Origin of the sequence: Sphingobacterium lactis (genome assembly GCF_051951495.1) — a bacterium.
Classification (GTDB): domain Bacteria; phylum Bacteroidota; class Bacteroidia; order Sphingobacteriales; family Sphingobacteriaceae; genus Sphingobacterium; species Sphingobacterium lactis_A.
In genome coordinates, this window is sequence record NZ_JBNHAS010000004.1 from 296,642 (window position 1) to 317,986 (window position 21,345).

Genomic DNA, 21,345 nt, shown 5'->3' on the forward strand with positions numbered 1-21,345 from the left:
TAATATTTTTAAAAAAAGAATAAAAGTGGGTAATAATTATTTTAATAGAGTAAATTTACGGGCATTAAACAATTCAATATGGCATTAATAAAATCTATTTCAGGAATTAGAGGTACCATAGGAGGTAAACCTGGCGACAACTTAACACCGGTCGATATCGTAAAGTTTACCGCGGCTTATGGGAAAATAATAACAGCAAACGCTGCAAACAAAACTATTGTTGTAGGACGCGATGCGCGTATCTCCGGCGAGATGGTTTCCAATTTGGTAATCGGTACGCTTCAGAGCATAGGAGTTGATGTGATTGACTTAGGTCTTTCAACAACACCTACTGTGGAGATCGCTGTTCCAAAGTTAGGAGCTGCGGGAGGTATTATTTTAACAGCTTCGCATAATCCAGGACAATGGAATGCTTTGAAATTACTGAATGAGAAAGGCGAGTTTATTTCGGATGCTGAAGGCAAGGAAGTATTGGCCCTTGGTGAAAGCTTAGATTTTGATTTTGCAGAAGTAGAAGAATTAGGTTCAGTGACCAAAGATGATTCTTTCCTTCAGAAACATATTGAGGATGTATTAGCCTTAGAATATGTGGATGTTGATGCTATTCGTCAGGCAGATTTTAAAGTGGCTGTAGATGCGGTGAATAGTACAGGTGGTACATTTATCCCTGCTTTGCTAGAAGCCTTAGGTGTAAAAACAGTTTATAAGATTCACTGTGAGCCTAACGGTCATTTCCCACATAACCCAGAACCTTTAAAGGAGCATTTAACGGATCTTTCGAAAGCTGTATTGGATAATAAAGCTGATTTGGGAATTGCCGTAGATCCAGATGTTGACCGTTTGGTATTTATGATGGAAGATGGTGAGTTATTTGGTGAGGAATATACATTGGTTGCAGTATCTGATTTTATTCTTTCTCAGAAGAAGGGAAATACAGTTTCTAATTTATCTTCGACACGTGCATTGCGTGATGTTACTGAAAAGCATGGTGGTGAATATTATGCTGCTGCAGTAGGCGAAGTGAATGTTGTGACTAAAATGAAAGAGGTTGATGCTGTTATTGGTGGAGAAGGTAATGGTGGAGTAATCTATCCGGCTTCTCATTACGGTCGTGATTCCTTAGTAGGTGTAGCCTTATTCTTGACACACTTGGCGAAATTGGGTAAGAAAGTAACAGAGTACCGTGCGGAATTGCCTCAATACTATATGTCCAAAAATAAGATTACCTTGACTCCAGGATTAGATATCGATAACCTGTTGGCTAAGATGCAAGAGAAATATGCGCATGAAGATCATTCTACAATCGACGGATTGAAGATCGATTTTCCTAATGAGTGGGTTCATTTGCGTAAATCGAATACCGAACCGATCATTCGTATTTATTCCGAAGGTCCAACTCCTGAAGCGGCTGAAGCAATTGCTCAAAAAATTATGAATGAGATTCAAGAAATCGTAGGCTAGTCCTTGCAATAAGAAATATAAAGAATTAAAACTCCCAAGATCCAGATCTTGGGAGTTTTTTTGTTGAATGTTTTTGGGTAAAAAAGGTGTTTGGATTAAGGGGTAAAAAGTAGTGAATACTGAAGGCTTAACATTTTATAACAGATAATATTAGATAATATTTGTTAACTTGCAAGATATTCTTGTACATATACGTTGTTTATTTCGTGTTATTTTCAATATTTATGCAGAGACTAGCAATCCTAAAGACCTCCTTATTTTTTACCGCCGCAGTTTTTTTATCCGGTATAATGACATCTTGTGTTAAAGATGATTTTGATGCGGATCCTGATTTGGTAGACCCAGAAGTTAAAGAACGAAAGTTGAATACAGGCTTTACAGATGATGTCATTGATATCAAGGCTGAGACTTGGTCTATTCCTTATGTAAAAGGGGGGACAACTGGCGAGTTGTTGAAAGACAGCAATGGTGAGCCTTTTAAAGTAGAGGGAATGGATTCTATAGTCTTAGATCAAGGCTGGTTGTCGATGATGAAAACGGCAGACAACAAGTTGAAAATGACATTGAAGGAAAATTTTTCTGATAGCCCTAGGCATTTTATCATTGGTATTATTTCTGATAATACGAAAGATGAATTTACGATCATACAATCTCGTGGCGAAGCCTATGAGCTTGTGGATAAAAAAATCACAGAAGTTCCCGATAGTCGCAAGGTCTATAAAAGTAATGAAGGATGTACAACCATTACCTTTGTAAATGATACGGACAAACCCAAGCAAGTGGTAACTTCGGAGGTTTTTAAAGATGTGAAGTATAGTTCAGAATTTAAAAGCCAAGATTATGGTGCATTCGAATGGGTAAGAGGTCAAGATTCTTTGATTTTTATGGATGAGTTATTGCACGAAGGGTCTGTTTACTGGACAAAGCAAGTTCCTTATGTCAGTGGAACGACTTATGAGAACTATATTAAGCCAGATGGGTCCAAGGAAGAGCTAACACTTAGACCTTTTGATACCAAAGTTGTTTCTGGGGAGACGACTTACATCGAAAGAACATGTAATTATACCTTCACGATCCGTAATAAGACCTCTGGTAATCGATTTGTGGTTTCTGGTACTTGGCAGCAGAAAGTTCCCATCATTTCACACACAATCTTAAACGATCCCAAATAGGGGAGTTGCCAATTATATAAAGATTTAAAGGAGAGATAAGCGATTTATCTCTCTTTTTTATGCTTCTAAGCGATTGGATAGAAGAAAATGGAAAAATTTTGTAACATTCGCAAAACTGGTATACTAACCTAATAAACAACACAAGCAATAGAATTTGGATTCCATCGAACAGGTATTTCTAGCGTCTATAGAAGAGCACAAAGGTATCTTATATAAACTTTCTAAGATTTATATGTATGATACATTGGATCAGGAGGACCTGTACCAAGAGATGGTGTTTCAGTTATGGCGTTCTTATGGAAGCTTTAAGGGCGACAGTAAGTTTTCTACCTGGATGTATCGGGTGGCTCTAAATACTGCCTTGGTCTATGTGAAGAAAGACCAACGGAAATTGAAAGCAGGAAACTTGTTGGAAAACCATGATGTCGCTGATGAATCAGACCACGAGCACAAAGAAGAGCGATTGGCCTACTTCTATAAAGCGGTGAAGGAACTAAATGAAATTGAGAAGGCGGTTATTTTCTTGTTCCTGGAAGGCTTTTCTCATAGAGAGATCAGTGTGCAATTGGGTATTTCAGAAGGTAATGCTCGGGTAAAGCTGGCGAGGACAAAAGAGAAATTACAGGAAATCATTAAAAAGCAAGGTTATGAATTTTGACGATTTGAAAAAGGATTGGAAAGAAGAAAATACAGATCAAATAGATCTAAGTATTAATCTTTCGCAGAAAAGGGAGGCTGCAACTGCTATTGATAAAATTAGGAAGCGTATGAAAAACGAGTACATAGTCAATGTACTTCTTACAGTTGTCGCAGTATTATTTGTTGGATATAAACTTGCGTATAACGATGTTAGGGTGTTTACCATACTGGTTGTTTTTATTTATATGGGTTCCTGGGCAATCTTGACAGCGTTTTATTTAAAGAAATTTAAAGATTTTTATAATAAATCCTATCACTTGGAATACAGTTCCCTGGAGAATTTATTGTGGTTCTCCTATGAAATGCGACTAAACCTGGACGCTTATAAATTGTTGAGTTTTTCATCGGCTATTGTAGGCTTTGGCGCTGCGGTTATGTTTATTGGTCTCGAATTAAGCAATCAATATAAGACAATGCTCAGTGAGGTAAACTTTAGTTCGATTGAAACCTACTGGCCATTATTAGCAATGGCAATATATTTCATTGTCATGGCATTCGTGGCTTTCTCATTAATTCGGATGGCGATTAGAGGATATGAGAAACCTTTTCAAAAGATTCAGCTATCCATTAAATACCTACAAGAGTTTGGGGATTTTGATAATGAAAGTGAGAAAATCTAAGATTCTGCTCTTTTCTTTTCGACAGTAAGGATGTTTTGCTGAATATCCTTCATAATCCACTTGGCCCAAACACTTGCATAAAAGTTAAAGGTGGTATTTAAAGTGAAATGGCTATAAAGGTGTAAACGATAATGATCCTTTCCCAGTTCCTCCAGTTCATAAGTGCCGTTTAGGACATTAAAAAATTCGCCACCAACTACGACATGTTCATCTAAAGTCGTTGAAGGGATTTCATGTGGGTGAGCTTTGATGTCAAAGGTCATCTTTTTTTGGTGTTCATAAGCTGTTACAGTTTCATGGAAGGCAAGTCCATTGGTGAAAATGGCTTTTCTGTAGGCACCGACACCTTCGTAATTTAACACTGCTTCTACAGGTCTTGGGAAGCCTAGGGCTTTGTTTAACCATCCGGTGTCATCAGCTTCATTAATTTCGCTAACGCGTGTTACAAGCCCCCAAATCTTCTCTGCGGGCGCTTGGATATCGATGCTGTTGTATGCTTTAAATGTTTCTTGTTTCCGAGCATATTGATTTTCTATTGGAGCCAATAAAAAAGGTAGAAGCATAGCAATACTCACATACGTCTTTTTGTTCTTGTCTTTTCTGAATTGGGCTCCAATATAGCCACCAATGGAAGAGGCTAGTAAGAACAAAGGGGAGACCATCAACCAACATGCCCAACCTTCTAATTTGGTAATCATGGTGATCACAAAGAAAATAAAGATGGAGATCCAAGGAACAAATATGATGTATGCTTTATATTTAAGCGAATCCGCATCGGAAAAATAAGTGCTGATATAGCCCATAATAAAAGGGCCGATAAAAAGAAAACTAAAGGACATGAGTCCAAAAACCTCGTGAAATTGATTAAGCTCGAATATCAACCTTAATAAGAGTCCATATAAAACTGGGAAAACAAAGATGCCTAGCTTTTTTAGGAGAATTGGTTTTTTCATGTTCATTGGTTTGTATATAAAAGTAAAAAAACAATTGGAGGAATTGAAAGAAAGTTTTATCTTTGCCGTTCATTAAATAATTAACAAATCATTAAATAACAATGTACGCAATAGTAAATATAGCAGGACAGCAATTTAAGGTTGCAAAAGACCAATATCTTTTTGTACACCGCTTACAAGGAGACGAAGGCGCTAGTATTGAATTTGACAATGTATTGTTAGCAGAAGACGGTGGTAAATTTACTGTAGGTACACCAAGTATCTCAGGTGCTAAAGTTTCAGCTACGATTTTGTCACATTTAAAAGGTGAAAAAGTAATCGTTTTCAAAAAGAAACGTCGTAAAGGTTACAAGAAGAAAAACGGTCACCGTCAACACTTCACTAAAATCCAGATCACTGGTATCAGTTTATAATCGAATTTTTTAATCGGACGCAAGTCATAAATTAAGATAAGAAATGGCACATAAAAAAGGTGCGGGTAGTTCCAAGAACGGTCGTGAGTCACATAGTAAGAGATTAGGTATCAAGATTTTCGGTGGTCAACAAGCAATCGCTGGTAATATCATCGTTCGTCAACGTGGTACTCAACACAACCCTGATGCTAACGTAGGTATTGGTAAAGACCATACTTTATACGCATTAATCGACGGAACAGTAGTTTTCCGCAAAAAAGCAAACAACAAATCTTACGTTTCAGTATTACCTGCTGAACAAAACTAAGAATTGAATGATACAAAGAAAGCCTCAGCATTGCTGGGGCTTTTTTTGTGTCTTTTAGGATATATTAAAAAACTTTTGATAGTTAGACTTAGGGCAGGGAAAAAAGGGTTTGTATGGTTTTGATAATTATTAAAACGCTATTGTGTCAGATTTTACTATTACCTCAAAAAGGAACAAACAAATTTGATTTATGCGTCCATTATGGGGATATGAATAGTAGAAGAACCTTCAAGATTTGATAAGAAACATTTAAAAGAACGACCATCAAAGAACCTTTAGGATAAAGTTTCTCCAAAAATCTGTATTTGGAATTGTTAGAAAAAGAATAATCTCGGTTGTCCAACAGCAGAGAAAGAGAAAATAGGGGCTTTTAAGAATAGGTCTTCGGTGTTTAATCTTTTCAACGGATAGGATAGCTATAGGAATGACAAAGGGGAGTAAAATAGCAGCTAAAAGTCCGAATCCCGGAATAATTTGATTAAATAAGCGTGACATACCTGGGTTTAATACAACAAGCGTTGCGCCGATCAAAAAAGCAACATGCCAACGAACATTCTGCCTGTTTAACATGGCTATCAGATAGAACGTTGAAAAGGAAATCGCATCCAGCACACCTATAAATGAGGTAATAAATACATCACTTCTGGAGTTCATAATACCACTTTCGGCTTGTTGTTTTACGAGTATAAGAATGGTGGTCACCAATATCGGAGCAAGGATGTAAGATATTTTTCCCATCTGGCTGTGCAAATCATATTTCTTTAGCCTGATTAATATGGGTTGCACAATTAGCAAAATAAACCAACATACAAAAGCAGCGAAATGAATATGGATAACAAGAGGGAATTTTGCCTTATCGGGTAACAAGCTGATATAGGAATTGAAAAAACCTGCCAGCGACAAGAGAGCAACAAAAATGAAAAACACAATTAGCAGATTAAATCTTCTTTCCATATTAGCAGACTCTATTTTTCTACTATAGTTCCCTTATAACTACCCTTTACCTCGCCTTTATCTGTGGTAAATGCAAAATCAATATTATAGCTGTATCCTTCTTTTACAATCTTTAAATTTTTATTTCTCACGGCATAAGCTGCATTTCCATTCGGGGTGATAATCACGCCACTAACTAATACAATGCCACCACTTTGGGAAAAGCTACCTTCAGGAACCTGATTGATGATACTGTTGCCTGATAGGAGAAAAATTATTTTATTATCGTTGTTCTGCCCTATAAAACGTAACGTTATTTGATTTGCCATAAACAGGTCTTCAAAAGTATACTCTGCCTTCATTATTTGAACACTTTGTTTATCGGAACCATCTTCATAGGTATAACTGTTTTGCTCTTCAATAGGATCTTCCACTTTTTCATCTTTTCCACATGCCGATAGGCAAAGTACGGCAAGGAAGAGGGTATAAATTCTAGCTTTCATACTATTGTTTTATTTTTTAATAAATACACCATGATAATATTGTGTGGGGTTGGAAACCCTGTCGATATAAGTTACCCTCAATTTGCCATCTACCAATATCATAAATTCCATATCGGCGGTCGTACTGTTGACTTTTTTTACATAAGCCGCGATATTTCCCAGAGATTTATAGACTTCGCCACGTAATGCAGGCTCATTTACTTTTAATCCTGCAGTAAGGGAAAAATTGTTTAGGGCAGAATAGCTGTAGAAAAAATTTTCATGCAATACCGTGTTATTAGACTTATAGTAGGTTCCGGTAAATGTATTACCTTTCAGCAGGTTGATTTCAGGTTTTTTGATCAGTTGTAATTCTGTGACTTCCCCGAATAATTTCCATTGCTTTATTACTGGTTTGCCTTTTTCAACAACGAATAATACATAATCGTTTAACCCCATACTGATCTTGACCGAATTATCCTCCATAACTTTTGTTGTCAAAGTATACAAGCCTTCCAGGCTACCTAAATCTGCTATGTTCCCAGTCTTAAAATCAAAAATAAAATCGGAAACAGTAGAATTTGGTACTTCCGGTGAAGCAACTCTTACATACAAACAGTATTGATCCAATTGCCCGATATCAAATGCAGGTGCCTCTGCAGCATCATTCTTTTTACATGCATAAATCAAGCACGAAATAATGAGAGGCATAAGGACAAATTTAAAATATCTTGTTTTCATAAATCTTGTTTTAATGACAGAAACACTTTTGCCAATTCTAAAACAAAATTAACCAGACTCGCTAAATAAGGGTTTGTAAAAAACGGAGATTCTTATCTAGCAAGATAATCTATCTCGCACCAGTTATTAATATCCGCAGATAAAGCTGTACCGAAATACGCTGATGGAGAGGTTCCAACAAAACGCGTAAAATCTTTATTAAGATGGGAGAGGTCGTGATAACCGCACTGGTAACTGATTTCAGAAAGTGAGCCGAAATGTTGCGTGTACAGTTTTACAAAACGGTTGAAACGGATAATATCTGCGTATTGCTTTGGGGAAAAGCCTACAAACTGCAAAAAAAGATCGTGCAGATTTCGGCGACAGGTAAAAACATTTTCGCTCAAAGAATTAATCGAGATGTTTCCATGACTTTTTTGAAGAATTTCAATTGCACCTGTAATCCTGCGGAATTTATCGGGAATCTCCACAACTAGTTTTTTAACCAGATATTCTTGGATTAATTGCCATTTTGAAGGAAGTGAAGTGGCATAAGCAATTTTTTCATTCAGATTTTTATTTGTCTGATCCATATCCGTAAGATCGAACCTGCCATTTGTAAAAATATTGGCATCATCATGAAAAAAAATACGGCTAATTCCCGGATGTAGCATAACCAGAATAACCTCTAGTTCATTCACAACATCAAATCCGGCAGGAAGGTTTCCTACTCCAAATGCATACACGGAATTGTTATTAAAATCAAGGATATCCCCTCCAAGATTTATCTTAAGGTCTTGCTTCTTTCTAATCACAAAAAACAAAGTGGTAAAGATGCGGGGTACCATCTGGAACTGAAAAGCACTATTACTGTTATGGTTAAAATAGACAGCATTTGCGACATACTTGCTTAACGCAGGTGATATGGGAAGCAGTTGTTCAATCATAGCTTAAATAGCTGTTTTGCTTTCAATCAAATAAAGATAAATAAAAGCAAATTAAATTAACTGTTTCAAAATTTAAAATTTAGATGAGTCGTTGAAAGGATCTCTAAAATTCATACCCTTTTCTTAGTGTTAGAAGGTACTAGAGGGTATTAATGGGTACTAAAATAAAAAAGGCATTTATGGGTGTCATAAATGCCTATTGATAAAGTGGAGAATACCGGATTCGAACCGGTGGCCTCTTGCCTGCCAGGCAAGCGCTCTAGCCAGCTGAGCTAATCCCCCATTAGGGTTGCCAAATATAGTGAAATGTTTTATTATTTATCTTTAATTGATAAATTATAAAAAGTGCCATCAAATTGATGGGCTTCAGCCATTAAATTGCTGAAAGATTCATAGCTTTCCGCTGAATATTCCCCTTCTTTTATCTGAATCTTACGATAACATTTCAAAACTTTATCTTCTATTTTGGCAAGAAACTCATAGGTCCCCATATCCGTTTTGATCTCCTTTTTAGTGGGTGAAATCATTGGAATGACCTCGTTGGGTAATTCAACATTGATTTCTTCAATATCCGTATATCCGCGGTTAATAATAACCTTCTCCTGACGATTTCGAATGTTGGGGATTGGAGAAGCAATATTGAAGATATTGGGTTTAATGGATAAGTGACTCTTACTAACGGTTGCATAATTGTCAATGCTGAATTTGATATTCTCTGTTAATATCGGATTATTTTCTGTTTGAATAGCATAATTGAAGTCCGTAAATTCAATTCTGTTGATATTATACCACTTCTTCAGGTTTTCTAATTGCTTATCACGAATAAGGTCATAATTAGCAAAGTGATTGTCAAATTGAGTGCCCTTAAAGGTTGTTTCAATATCACCGGTTATTTTACCCTTTACATCTAATTTAATGTTCATAATTCGGTGCTGAAGATTGTCCGCATAGGAATAGCTTGTCGTGCGCATAACCTTGCCACCTTCCTCTGTGCAAGCTAAAACCAAACGATCATCTGTGAAATCACCTAAGTAACCAAATGGCATTTCCTGACTTGTACATTCAAGCCAAGTGGTGTCATTTTCAAAAGGCAAGCATAAGATGATATGGTTGCCATCCAATATATTGGCAAAATCATTAATCACATTTTTTTTCTTGTCACCAGCTTCGACGATAGCATAATAAGAAGGGATTTCTACTACATCTAATAAGGCTTGCATATAGTTCACCAGAGCTTTACAATCGCCATATCCTAATCGATCTACATTTTCAGCTGGGAAGGGCTCAAATCCACCAATACCGACCTGAATGCTGATGTATCGGGTTTTGTTTTGCATGTATTCATAAAGCGCCTTGGCCTTCTCTTTATCTGTTTTAAGATCCTTAACTAATTCCTTGACTTTGCTAACCGTGGCTGTAGGTAAATTTTTCTTGTCTTTAAGCAAGGTTTGGTTCATCCATAAGCCAAAGGTTTTCCAATCATCAAATTCTCCTTTATTTTTGAAGTATTGGAAAGTCTGTGGAACTACCAGAACTTGCATTCCGGTAATATCTCGACCAGGGCTATAAGGTTCCTCACGAATGGCTTTAATGTTTTCTGCCTTCCATTGATAGGATTTAAATTTTTCCTGTGTTCCAATTACAGGTTCAGCGTTTAAATTTTTGCTATAGATTCTGAGTTTTTCCTCTGGATTAGTTAAGATAGTGTAAGCACTTTTTTCTACGGATACATTTTTATAAATATCAGGTCGCCATGGTTCGATTACTAAATTCTGATTAGATTTTAACTCGTAAGTATAAGCGATGGTATAAGGATAAGTAGTCACATTAGATTCAAAAACCTTAACCCGATAATCATCAAATAATGAGTATCCCGATACCGCACTATAATCATCGAAATCCTTAAGAGAGAATTTCTTTATCGCCTTTCCAAACTCATCTAATATCTCACCTTTTACCTCTTTAACCTGTACAGATTTATTATAATAGAAAAAGATATTTCCGTGTAATTCCCCGCCATTGTTATGAATAGTGACTACCTTTTTACCGGTAGTCGTAACATCAGTTGGAGATTTAATGAGGATAGTTTTGTCATCTTCTCGAAAGGTTGCTGTTGCTCTACCTAAAAGCTCTTTCGGGATATCCTGTACGGCATATTGTCCATATACAGCGGATATTGAAAGGCAAAAGAATAAGGAAAAATAGAACTGCCTTAACCTCATATTTTTTTGAAATGAAAAGTTGAAGCTTGCTGCTCAATAATACGGGAGAAGAATTCTTTCAAATGAAAATATTCCTCAGGTGTATAAATAGGATGATTCAAGCTTAAGGATTGTTGAAGCATAAGCGTATTACCTTCAAAGGCTGATCTAAAAGTATATCTGGCAGCATTTTCTGGTAAAGCCATTGCCGTGTTCTTAGGCGAATTACTTACTTGATAGCCCTCTGGAAACTTAATATTAATTTGATGACTGTCTACTAAGGAAGCTCCAAAGTCAACATGGTAATTCCTTTCCTCCAATAAGAAAGGATTTTTTGTCATCCGATCATAAATAAGTGGATTGAAAACAAATTGATTTCCTTGCATGTTTCTGGAAGCATCCAATTCAAAGTCGATCAATTCAATTAGATCATTATTGTATTCCTCTAGATTTTCGAATTTTATCTTTACAATCTTCATAGAGGCACTATTTTCAGCACGATGTTCCTCGTATTCTTCAATAGAAGGGAATGAATTAACTTCTCTACGCTTATCAAATGCGCGCAATCCACTGCGTTGAATACGAATAGTCCCTATAAGTTTGCCTTCAGGGCTTAGCTGAGCTAAGATGTTATAATTCGCTTTAGAAGGGATATCATTTGCCAATTGAACCCAATCCGATTTTCTTTTTTCATAAATAACACGACCACGATCATTGATGGAACGAATGGATAATTGTCCAAAAGGAAGGTTTTTTTCTGTGGCATCTAATAAATAATCTTTACCATCTATCTTCACTAGACAGAGTACGCCATTGAAATCTGCCAGCACGGGGTGGATATAGCTTGGGATACCTCTATCACGAGTCGCGAATAGTACAGGGTAAGCTTCTATTTCTGCTGCTCTCATCGCGGCTATCAAGCTCAGGTTGACATCAGCAATATTGCCTCTTTTGTTCTCCATGGATTTCTTAACTCCATTTTCAGCATATAAACCTCCAACATTATTCCATTGTATGTTCTTTTGAACATAGTCATAAATAGCCTTTGCTTTATCCATGTTGGACGATTTGCCATCGATGATACCAGGAACAATTTCTTTAAAGGCAGATCTATTTTTTAGCTGTCCGCCAAAGTTCTTTTCGTTCATTAACTCCGTGTCGATATTTTCCCAAGTTCTGGTGTAATTGGTTCTTGCGCCAATATTATTGATGTAACTCTCCAATTCAAAGGTTATAGCAGAAATATAATTGACACGTGCTAACATATGCGACTCTTCTTTAAATGCAGGGATATCCTTCATGATGTATTGCATTTTAGAACAGTCATTTCGTACTCCACCTAACAAGAAATATTTGGATAATAAAGTCGATTTTGAATCTGATAATGGTAAGTGTCCTTTCAGCGTTACGTTGTATTCAAATGAAGCTGGAATTATTGCCACATATTCACTGTAAAGCTTTGGAATGTCCGTTTGGAACTCCCACTTCTTATAGGTATTAATTCCTGGAGAATAGGTCTTATAACTAATTTCTAATATGGAGTTGTCTTTAATATTAGGTAGTGTGAATTTTACCTTTTGAAGATACTCATGAGATTTCTCATTAAAAACAGCAGATTTCTGCATTTCTGTTTCTTCGATCTTGCCGTTAACTAAGTTAAATGTGCTTGCTTCGATATCACGGGTAAACTCAAATTTACTTCCATATCTGTACAATGGTAGCTCCACATTAGCATATTTTGCTCCATCCTTATTAAAGATTTTATAGCGCACTTTTCGATGATGAACAACCATCAATGCACTTTCAGATTCTATGTACTCTAATTCCGTACGACCAACTTCATAGAGTACAATTGCATTCGCTGCAGTATCTATCTTTTGATGATCTGTCGTAAAGTCCGATAGACTCAGTTTTGGAAACTCTTGGGCATGAACAAAATGTGCTGCAAAGTACAGGAATAGCACTGCAAAAAGTCTTTTCATAATGGTCGTTAATAATTGGCTAAATGTAAATAAATTACTTGAAATTACATGGTAATTTATTTAAAATTAATATAATGGTTGGCGTTATTTTAATTTTAAGATTCTTTCTTAAAGAAAAGAAAATATTATGCTTCTAAAAGCTGTTTTTCGTACAAGGATGCATATTCACCTTCCATCTGTAAGAGTTCACTATGCGTACCTTGCTCTACGATCTTGCCATCATCCATCACCAAGATATGGTCTGCATTCTTGATAGTAGAAATACGGTGTGCAATAATAATGGAAGTCTTGCCATCCATTATTCGGTTCAAGTTATGTAGAATTTCTTCTTCCGTTTTTGTGTCGACAGCAGAAAGACAATCGTCAAAGATCAAGATCTGAGGGTCTTTTACCAAGGCTCTAGCGATTGATACCCTTTGTTTTTGACCTCCAGAGAGAGTAATCCCACGTTCTCCAATATGGGTTTCAAAGCCTTCGTCAAAATCAACAATGTTTTGGTATACAGCAGCATCCTTGGCAGCTTGTTCTACCGCTGGCACATCTACAGCATCCAAACCAAAAGCTATATTTCGCGCAATAGTATCTGAAAACAAAAACACTTGTTGTGGTACAAATCCTATTTGCTCCCTAAGTGCATGTAATTTTAAGTCCTGAATGGCATGTTGATCATAGAATATGCTTCCCTTGTTGACATCATACATCCTTAACAATAAATTGGCAAGAGTCGATTTTCCAGATCCTGTTTTACCAATAATCGCCATCGTTTTACCAACTGGAATTCGGAAGCTAACTTGATCAATGGCTTTAATACCTGTATCGGGATAAGTGAATGAAATGTTCTCTACACGGATTTCACCATCTAGTTTAGGACTAAATTTTCCATCAGGTATTTCCGACTTGGTATGTAGGAATTCATTAATTCTTTTTTGAGAAGCTGCAGCACGCTGAACTAACGAAGTTACCCAAGCTAAGGACATGGCAGGGAAGGTCAATTGATTGACATAGATTATAAACTCAGCGATATTCCCGGCTGATATATTCCCTTTGTTTACCTCTAAACCACCAACATACACCGTTACAATGGTACTGAACCCAACTAAAAATATAATTAATGGAAAGAAGATCGCCTGAACCTTCACCAAGTTCAAGTTGATGTCCTTATATCGATCACTCTCGGTTTTAAAACCGTTCATCTTATCCTGTTCTCGCGTATAGGTCTTGATCACACGAATACCGGAAAATGTTTCTTGAACAAATGATGAAAGCTGAGAGAGCTGTCTTTGAATTCTTTCACTACGTCTATTGATGACTTTATTGACAAAGAGGATGATCACCGAAATAATAGGAATAGGAATCAATGCATAGGTCGCCAACGTGGCATTGACACTATACATAGCGTAAATGATCATCAATGAAAGAACTACGGTGTTGATGGCATACATAATTGCCGGTCCCAAGTAGTTTCTAACCTGATTGACATCTTCGGTTGCCCTGTTCATTAAGTCACCCGTATTGTTTCTACGGTAGAAGGCAAAGTCTAATTGTTGGTAATGCTGATAGATTTCATTCTTCATATCGTATTCGATATGTCTGGAGGTCAAAATCAATGTTTGACGCATCATGAAGAGAAATATACCTCGGAGGATAGCTAAAACGAGCACGACTGCACCAAAGAAAAGCAAACTATTACCAAATATCTTGTAGATCAGGTCTTGTCTGTCGAATCCATCATACAAACGGTACAGGTCAATATTTTCTTTAACCAAATCAAACGCTTCACGTATTACCTGTGCAGGAAGAATACCGAAATAGTTAGATATGATTACGAAAATGACGCCTGGGACAATCTTCCAGCGATATTTATAGAAAAACTTATTGAGGTAAGATAGTTCCTTCATTAAAGCAAAAGTAAGGTATAATTTTAAATATTAGCGGTGGAATATCCCTGTATCTGTCATGTATAAATCCTTTTACGATTATTTTAAGCCTTTTAGCCTTAGAAATAAATAATTTGTTAATTTTGTAGCTGTAAATTTTTGTTTAATCTATGCAGAAGGAATCTACCTCTCTATTTGATTTGATGCGTGTATCGGACCATCAGAATATCTTCATTTGTAATGATAAAGAAGTTGGCTTGAAGGCAATTGTCGCTATTCACGATACGACTTTAGGACCTGCCATTGGCGGTGTTCGCATGTTGCCTTATGCTACTGAAGCAGAGGCTATTGAAGATGCTTTACGTTTATCGAAAGCCATTACTTACAAGGCTTCATTGGCCGGATTGAACCTAGGAGGTGGTTCTGCAATCATCATTGGAAATAACCGTACCGAAAAATCAGAGGTGCTTATGCGTCGTTTCGGTCGTTTTATCAATGGTCTTAACGGAAATTTCATTGCATCTATTGATGTAGGTACTACCCAAAAAGATTTAGAGTACATTCATGCTGAAACAAACTATGTAGCTGGTCTTCCAACATCCTTAAATGGTGCTGGTGATACAACTGTATTTGCTGCTAAAGGTGTTTATTACGGTATTAAAGCTGCAATCAAGGAGCTTTATGGTGATGATAACCTTGCTGGTAGAAAGATCGCTGTACAGGGCGTAGGTAGCGTTGGGGAGCATTTAGTATCCTTACTTCGTGCTGAAAACGCACGTGTATATGTTTCTGACATGACTGAAGAGCGCAAGATGAAAATTGCAGCAAAATACAAAGCAGAGCCAATTACATATTCTACAAGTTTCGAATTGGATGCTGATGTATATGCTCCATGTGCTTTAGGTGGAACTGTAAATCCAGATACGGTACCTCGTATGCGTTGTAAAATTATCGCAGGATCTGCTAACAATCAATTATTGGAGGAAGATCGCACATTAGAGTTATTGAAAGAAAACAATATCCTTTACACACCAGACTTCTTAATCAATGCTGGTGCTTTAATTAGCTGTTTCTCGGAATTGGAGGGATACGGTGCTGACCGTACGGATCATTTAATCCGTTACATTTACACCATGACTCGTCACGTGATTCAAAAAGCTAAAGAAGAAAACATTTCTACGCATCAGGCTGCTAAAGAGTTGGCAGACAAGCGTATCAATGATATGAAAAAATTAAAATAAGATAGTATAATATCGTTCTTTATCACCAATCGTTCTTTTAAAACATTATGCTAAACAGAAGACACCTACGGGTTAAGGTCATGCAGACATTGTATGCCTACAGTTTGTCGGAAGACAAAAACATCGTCAATTTCGAAAAGGGATTATTGAGAAATGTCGAAGAAGTTGATGAGATGTACATTTGGACACTTAATCTATTGGATGAGGTGGCTGAATATGTCTTGATCGACGTGGAGGGAATTGCCAATAAATGGATTCCAACCGACAAGGATAAAACCTATTCTTCAACCAAACTTAACAACAATACCTTTATTGATTCTCTACGTCAAAATAGAGAATACTTAGAAAAGGTAAAACGTTATAAAGTTGACTGGAGTTATGATCCTGAAATTGTTCGTTCGATTTATAGTCAATTGAAAGATTCTGAAGCTTATTTGGCTTATTTACAAGAAGAGGATCGTTCCATTGCTGTGGAAAAAGATATCATTAAACATATCTTCAAGAAAATCATCTTGAAATCCCCAGATATTGAGCAGGCTTTCGATGAACGTTTTATCAACTGGCAAGTTGACAAAGAGGTTTTACAGGCTATGATTGCCAAGACTTTCAAAAACTTCAGTAGTGAAGTTCCTGCCAAGAATAAGTTAGCTGATTTAACACCTAGCTGGGTAGAGGATAAAGACTTCATCCTTGACCTCTTGAAATTGACCATCAAATATGGCAATGAATACCAAGAGATGATTGCTAGTAAAACTAAGAATTGGGAATCTGACCGTATTGCTTTAGTGGATAACCTATTGATGCGTATGGCCATTACCGAGTTGATTAACTTCTCGACAATTCCAGTGAAAGTGACAATCAACGAATACATTGAATTATCAAAATCCTTCAGTACCTTGAAAAGTAGTACATTTATCAATGGTATCTTGGATAAAATCTTAGCTGATCTTACTGCCCAGAAGAGAATCAAAAAAGAGGGTAGAGGATTGATCGCTTAACATACAGAACATGAAAAAAATCATTTTGAGCCTAATAGTAGCTTCAGCTTTATTTACTGCTTGTAATAATGCAGGAAGCAAAGACAATGAATCTACAGAACAATCCACAGAAGCAGGTACTCCTGATTTACAGAATGCTGGAGTAATGGATTTTAAGGAAAAAGAATTTGATTTTGGAACAATTAAAGAAGGTGCATTGGTAAAACATACCTTCACCTTTACGAATACGGGTAAGAGTCCAATCATTCTAGCTCAAGTTTCTGCAAGCTGCGGTTGTACAACGCCTACATATACTTCTGAACCGGTATTACCGGGTAAAACTGGAGAAATCAATGTAGAGTTCAACAGTGATAATCAAGTTGGTCAACAACAGAAGATTATTACCATTGCATCGAATGCGAATCCAAATATTTTGACTGTGCAATTAAAAGGTACAGTTGATCCAAAATAGTATATTATCAATAAACATAAATAAACATGATCTCTACAATTTTATTGCAAGCAACAGGTAGTGGCATGATGCAGTTTTTACCGATGATCTTAATCATCGTGGTATTTTACTTCTTCATGATCAGACCGCAGATGAAGAAACAAAAAGAACACAAAAAATACATTGAAGAAATTGGTGTTAACTCTCGCGTTGTTACTACAGCAGGTATTCACGGAAGGATCGTTGAAGTAAGCGAAAAAACTTTCTTAGTAGATGTAGGTTCTGGTGTTAAGATTCGTTTCGACAAATCGGCTATCTCCTTAGAAGCTTCAAGAGCATTAAATCAAGAGAAAACAGCTTAAGCTGCTTTTCTGCTGAACATAAAAATAGCCATGTGATTCACATGGCTATTTTTTTTATTTCAGAGGCTATCTCTTTTACTAACTTAATCGCCAAGACAAAATCCTACTGATCTTTTTGCCCTGGTGCATCATCGTTACTTTGATATCCTGAATCTTATGGTATTCTAAAATAGCCTTTAAAGGACGAATTGTTTCCTTGTTAGACACCAAACTACTACAAACACCAATTTGATCCTTTAGATCCATGCTTTCATAGATCATTTGCGTAATAAACTTCTGTTCACCACCTGGAAACCAAAGCTCATTAGGTAAACCCTTAAAGTTGCTGGCTATGCTATCTTCTGTTTCTTGATGAAGCTTGCTGTTCTTTTTGATAACTACGTTATGGTAATCCTCTTTTGATTTATAGAAAGGTGGATTACACATGATCGCATCAAAATATTCTCCTGGATGAATAACCCCTTTTAGAATATGTTCAGGGTTCTTTTGTTCCCTTATTTCAATCGTTTGACGGAATTCCGGGTTTTTGTGCAAGATATTTTTGGCTTGCTGAATAGATGGTTTATGGGTTTCTGTTGCCACAAAATGCCAATCGTATTCCTTTGCACCCAATAATGGATAAATAATGGAAGAACCTGTACCAACGTCCATTACGCGTATAGGTTTTCCGGGTCTTCCCTTAAATAGCTCTGCTAAATAGTGGATATAATTTAATCGTCCTGGAATGGAAGGACAAAGACTATTCTCTAAGATTTCCCAACCTTTGATGTCATAACCAGAAGCCAAAAGGGCTTTGTTTAAAAGAAATACAGCCTCAGGATCTCTAAAGTCCAAGCTCAAACGCTCATCAGGTAGTTTTTGAAGGTATTTCTTTAATTCCGTTACGCGCTTCGTCAAAGCCATAAAATCGTAATCTTGATTAAACTTATTGCGCGGATGTAGATTTTTCGTGTTTTTTTCCATTATTTTTACAATCTCACAAAGATATCTATTAATACGGAAAAATGATTGAATCGAATATATTATTGGTCATGCTGCTCTTTTTTTTCATGGCCATGCTCTTTGTTCTCAGCCAACGAATTAAGATTTCTTACCCTATTTTGTTAGTAATTGGCGGATTATTGATCTCCCTTATTCCCGGATTACCTGAGTTCAGCATCAACCCCGATATCGTATTCCTTGTTTTTCTTCCTCCTTTACTCTTTGAGGCTGCTTGGTATACATCCTGGAATAGCTTCTGGAAAAACAGAAGATCCATCATGATAATGGGCTTTGGATTGGTCTTTTTAACCTCCTTAGTTGTTGCTTATATTTCTGTTAGTCTCATACCTGGATTTACCTTAGCCTTGGGATTCCTGCTTGGAGGTATTATTTCTCCTCCAGATGCTGTAGCGGCAACTTCGGTCCTAAAAGGAGTCAATATTCCTAGACGTGGAATAACCTTGCTAGAAGGGGAGTCCTTAGTCAATGATGCTGCTTCCCTGACTGTATTCCGAATGGCGCTTGCGGTAATTATGACTGGGACTTTTACCATGGGTGAAGCTGTAGTAGGCTTCTTTACTCTGGCCATTATGGGTGTAGTTGTCGGCTTAATTATCGGCCATATTCTTTATATTTTCCTTAAGCATGTAGCTAAAGCCTCCAGCATAACGACCCCAATTACAATCATTGCACCTTATATCATGTATACCGTTGCAGAGCATTTTGAATGGTCTGGTGTTTTGGCCGTTGTGTCAGGTGGATTATTTCTATCTTTCCGATCAAAGGATTATATGGATTACCATACGCGTATACAGACAAGGGAGGTATGGGAGACCATCGGCTTTTTGTTGAATGGCTTTGTCTTTATTTTAATTGGATTGGAACTGCCTATTATCATCAAAGGTATTGAAAGTGTATCGATGGAGTGGGCGATAGAAATCGCCTTAATGATAACAGGAGCCATTATCCTTGTCCGAATCCTATTTATGTTTTTGGCGACCTATCTACCTAGGATGTTATTTCCTCATATCCGTAGGAAGGAAGCAAAGCCAAGCTGGAAACTGTCGTTGATATTGGGTTGGGCAGGTATGCGTGGGGTTGTTTCCTTAGCTTCTGCCTTGGCCATTCCACTTTACCTCAGCCAGGGGCATGCTTTCCCTCATAGAAATCTAATCCTCTTTATCACATTTATCGTGATACTGATTACCTTGGTTTTGCAAGGTCTTACCTTGCCTTGGTTAATAAAGGGGATTAAATTGGATGGAAAATCAGAAGAGTTACCTGATGATGCCCAAATTGAAGCTATCCGATATAAACTGGTGAAGGATGAAATTCATCTGCTCAAAACCAAATATGCCAAGGAACTGGAAGAGAGCAATACCGTGAAAGCTATCAACCTTCAGTTGAAACGTGCCTTGGAATCATCTGCAACCACCCTGTCTAGTGAGGCTAAAATTAAAATCGCGAATGAAAAAGATCTTTATAAGCGCGTCATGCAAGACCTTATCGATGTCCGCCGAAAATCTGTGTATGATATGATGAATGAGAAAATTTATGATGAAAAAGTACTTCGTTCTTTGGAACATAACCTGGACTTAGAGGAGTCTAGATTGAACAAAAGATAAGATGAACTCCTTTAGTTAAGTCAAACTTTTATTAATTGCTTCGACACCTATTTTTATGGTATTCTTATTTCGCCTGATTAAGATAGGTTCTTAATCTTTCAAACTTGGAACTTTCATACGTATAATCCAAATCCGTAGCCACAGTCGCCGCATATCCGTTGAATAATTCCAACATCTTCATGGCTGCTTTGTAGTTCTCATCCATATTATCAGCCGCAAAAGTTTGTAACACCTCATTCCATTCCTGTTGACTAAGGTATTTAGGAAATAATCGACCATATTTATTGGTTGTAATTTTCCAATTGTGTTTAGATGCAATGAACCACTCCAACATGGGAATAAAGTATTCCACACGAATTATATGCTCCATCATAAATTTCAGGTAGAAAATATCACCTCTTGCCAAGCATTTGGGCAAATAGCTCGTATCCCAATAAAAATCATGCACGAGTTTATTAAACTGATCCTGAGAAGGTTTTTTGATAATACTGATACCGTAGGTAGGAGAGGTTATCTTGCTCGTTAAGTTATCCTTGTCCAATATGATTTCATAACCTATATCCCAATCCTCTGGAAGAACTTCCGCTTGAGCCTCCTGTTGAAATTGCGAGATGGTGTAAAGCTTAAAGTCCACCTTTACGCCATCCATGTATTGAACCATGATCATGCTGTGCTTGCCATCAAATGCTTCAGGACCTTCTTCATAATGGATCATGGGATCACCAAATAAACCTATCCAAGAGCTATCTGCAGTAAAGCGGTCTAGATTTGCAAAAACCAATTCAATATCCAGATCAGAATAATCATCCACTGGGGCCAAGGGATTCACCAATGAACTGGTCAATAAAGCCGCTCGTATATCCTCATTGGAGGTTATCCAACCTTTGATTTGCTGTAGTTTTTGATCTCGCTTATTCATACATAAAAAATAAAAAAGTCCC

General features: G+C 36.9%; 21 protein-coding genes and 1 tRNA gene. 11 read left to right on the plus strand and 11 right to left on the minus strand.

The window, feature by feature from the left end; translation table 11 throughout:
- Positions 1-78: 78 nt before the first annotated feature.
- From glmM to ACP6L2_RS15400, 4 genes are all read left to right on the plus strand, one after another.
- Positions 79-1,461: a phosphoglucosamine mutase gene (glmM, locus tag ACP6L2_RS15385; RefSeq protein WP_440510192.1), complete on the plus strand. Its 1,383-nt coding sequence runs from the start codon at positions 79-81 to the stop codon at positions 1,459-1,461.
- A 224-nt stretch (positions 1,462-1,685) separates the two neighbouring features.
- Complete coding sequence (locus tag ACP6L2_RS15390) at positions 1,686-2,633, plus strand: hypothetical protein (protein WP_440510193.1); 948 nt, start codon at positions 1,686-1,688, stop codon at positions 2,631-2,633.
- Positions 2,634-2,787: 154 nt separating this feature from the next.
- Positions 2,788-3,291 (plus strand): RNA polymerase sigma factor, encoded by a 504-nt coding sequence (locus ACP6L2_RS15395; protein ID WP_440510194.1) that lies wholly within the window; start codon positions 2,788-2,790, stop codon positions 3,289-3,291.
- Positions 3,281-3,952 carry a hypothetical protein gene (locus tag ACP6L2_RS15400; protein WP_440510195.1) on the plus strand — a complete coding sequence of 224 codons (672 nt, stop codon included), beginning with the start codon at positions 3,281-3,283 and terminating at the stop codon, positions 3,950-3,952. Before ACP6L2_RS15395 ends, ACP6L2_RS15400 begins: the two co-directional genes overlap by 11 nt.
- Here the strand turns inward: ACP6L2_RS15400 and ACP6L2_RS15405 are convergent.
- Positions 3,949-4,905 carry a hypothetical protein gene (locus ACP6L2_RS15405; protein ID WP_440510196.1) on the minus strand — a complete coding sequence of 319 codons (957 nt, stop codon included), beginning with the start codon at positions 4,903-4,905 and terminating at the stop codon, positions 3,949-3,951. The two genes, ACP6L2_RS15400 and ACP6L2_RS15405, sit on opposite strands and share 4 nt — an antisense overlap.
- A gap of 101 nt (positions 4,906-5,006) precedes the next feature.
- On the opposite strand from ACP6L2_RS15405, the gene rplU reads away from it, so the two are divergent.
- Both rplU and rpmA read left to right on the plus strand, forming a co-directional pair.
- Positions 5,007-5,318: a 50S ribosomal protein L21 gene (gene rplU, locus ACP6L2_RS15410; RefSeq protein ID WP_099367640.1), complete on the plus strand. Its 312-nt coding sequence runs from the start codon at positions 5,007-5,009 to the stop codon at positions 5,316-5,318.
- Positions 5,319-5,361: 43 nt separating this feature from the next.
- Complete coding sequence (rpmA, locus tag ACP6L2_RS15415) at positions 5,362-5,625, plus strand: 50S ribosomal protein L27 (protein ID WP_344673717.1); 264 nt, start codon at positions 5,362-5,364, stop codon at positions 5,623-5,625.
- 264 nt (positions 5,626-5,889) lie between these two features.
- Here rpmA and ACP6L2_RS15420 read toward each other — a convergent pair whose 3' ends face one another.
- The 8 genes from ACP6L2_RS15420 to ACP6L2_RS15455 all read right to left on the minus strand — a co-directional run bounded on the left by ACP6L2_RS15420 (position 5,890) and on the right by ACP6L2_RS15455 (position 14,788).
- Complete coding sequence (locus ACP6L2_RS15420; RefSeq protein ID WP_440510197.1) at positions 5,890-6,579, minus strand: hypothetical protein; 690 nt, start codon at positions 6,577-6,579, stop codon at positions 5,890-5,892.
- 11 nt (positions 6,580-6,590) lie between these two features.
- Positions 6,591-7,061: a hypothetical protein gene (locus tag ACP6L2_RS15425; protein WP_440510198.1), complete on the minus strand. Its 471-nt coding sequence runs from the start codon at positions 7,059-7,061 to the stop codon at positions 6,591-6,593.
- A 9-nt stretch (positions 7,062-7,070) separates the two neighbouring features.
- Positions 7,071-7,781 carry a hypothetical protein gene (locus ACP6L2_RS15430; protein ID WP_440510199.1) on the minus strand — a complete coding sequence of 237 codons (711 nt, stop codon included), beginning with the start codon at positions 7,779-7,781 and terminating at the stop codon, positions 7,071-7,073.
- A 92-nt stretch (positions 7,782-7,873) separates the two neighbouring features.
- The gene (locus ACP6L2_RS15435; protein ID WP_440510200.1) at positions 7,874-8,707 is read right to left on the minus strand and encodes a helix-turn-helix domain-containing protein; all 834 of its coding nucleotides are present in this window, start codon (positions 8,705-8,707) and stop codon (positions 7,874-7,876) included.
- Between the two features lie 208 nt (positions 8,708-8,915).
- A tRNA-Ala gene (locus ACP6L2_RS15440) sits at positions 8,916-8,989 on the minus strand.
- 32 nt (positions 8,990-9,021) lie between these two features.
- Positions 9,022-10,929, minus strand: coding sequence for a DUF3857 domain-containing protein (locus ACP6L2_RS15445; RefSeq protein WP_440510201.1), 1,908 nt, complete (start codon positions 10,927-10,929; stop codon positions 9,022-9,024).
- Entirely contained in the window at positions 10,926-12,890 is a 1,965-nt protein-coding gene (locus ACP6L2_RS15450; RefSeq protein ID WP_440510202.1) for a transglutaminase domain-containing protein, read from the minus strand. The genes ACP6L2_RS15445 and ACP6L2_RS15450 overlap by 4 nt, the downstream gene beginning before the upstream one ends.
- A gap of 125 nt (positions 12,891-13,015) precedes the next feature.
- Positions 13,016-14,788 carry an ABC transporter ATP-binding protein gene (locus tag ACP6L2_RS15455; protein ID WP_440510203.1) on the minus strand — a complete coding sequence of 591 codons (1,773 nt, stop codon included), beginning with the start codon at positions 14,786-14,788 and terminating at the stop codon, positions 13,016-13,018.
- A gap of 149 nt (positions 14,789-14,937) precedes the next feature.
- Between ACP6L2_RS15455 and ACP6L2_RS15460 the strand changes: the two genes are divergently transcribed.
- From ACP6L2_RS15460 to yajC, 4 genes are read left to right on the plus strand one after another with little or no spacing between them, the layout of a single operon-like run.
- The gene (locus tag ACP6L2_RS15460; protein WP_344673725.1) at positions 14,938-16,008 is read left to right on the plus strand and encodes a Glu/Leu/Phe/Val family dehydrogenase; all 1,071 of its coding nucleotides are present in this window, start codon (positions 14,938-14,940) and stop codon (positions 16,006-16,008) included.
- Between the two features lie 47 nt (positions 16,009-16,055).
- Positions 16,056-17,006: a transcription antitermination factor NusB gene (gene nusB, locus ACP6L2_RS15465; RefSeq protein ID WP_440510204.1), complete on the plus strand. Its 951-nt coding sequence runs from the start codon at positions 16,056-16,058 to the stop codon at positions 17,004-17,006.
- A gap of 10 nt (positions 17,007-17,016) precedes the next feature.
- Positions 17,017-17,457, plus strand: coding sequence for a DUF1573 domain-containing protein (locus ACP6L2_RS15470; RefSeq protein WP_440510205.1), 441 nt, complete (start codon positions 17,017-17,019; stop codon positions 17,455-17,457).
- Between the two features lie 26 nt (positions 17,458-17,483).
- On the plus strand, positions 17,484-17,798 hold the full coding sequence (gene yajC, locus ACP6L2_RS15475; RefSeq protein WP_344673728.1) for a preprotein translocase subunit YajC: 315 nt from the start codon (positions 17,484-17,486) through the stop codon (positions 17,796-17,798).
- A 78-nt stretch (positions 17,799-17,876) separates the two neighbouring features.
- Here the strand turns inward: yajC and rlmF are convergent, their stop codons facing one another.
- Positions 17,877-18,761 (minus strand): 23S rRNA (adenine(1618)-N(6))-methyltransferase RlmF, encoded by an 885-nt coding sequence (gene rlmF, locus ACP6L2_RS15480; RefSeq protein WP_440510206.1) that lies wholly within the window; start codon positions 18,759-18,761, stop codon positions 17,877-17,879.
- 41 nt (positions 18,762-18,802) lie between these two features.
- Between rlmF and ACP6L2_RS15485 the strand changes: the two genes are divergently transcribed.
- Positions 18,803-20,404 (plus strand): Na+/H+ antiporter, encoded by a 1,602-nt coding sequence (locus ACP6L2_RS15485; protein WP_440510207.1) that lies wholly within the window; start codon positions 18,803-18,805, stop codon positions 20,402-20,404.
- A gap of 64 nt (positions 20,405-20,468) precedes the next feature.
- Here the strand turns inward: ACP6L2_RS15485 and ACP6L2_RS15490 are convergent, their stop codons facing one another.
- Positions 20,469-21,323, minus strand: a complete 855-nt coding sequence (locus tag ACP6L2_RS15490; protein ID WP_440510208.1) for an aminoglycoside 6-adenylyltransferase — start codon at positions 21,321-21,323, stop codon at positions 20,469-20,471.
- Positions 21,324-21,345: the final 22 nt, after the last annotated feature.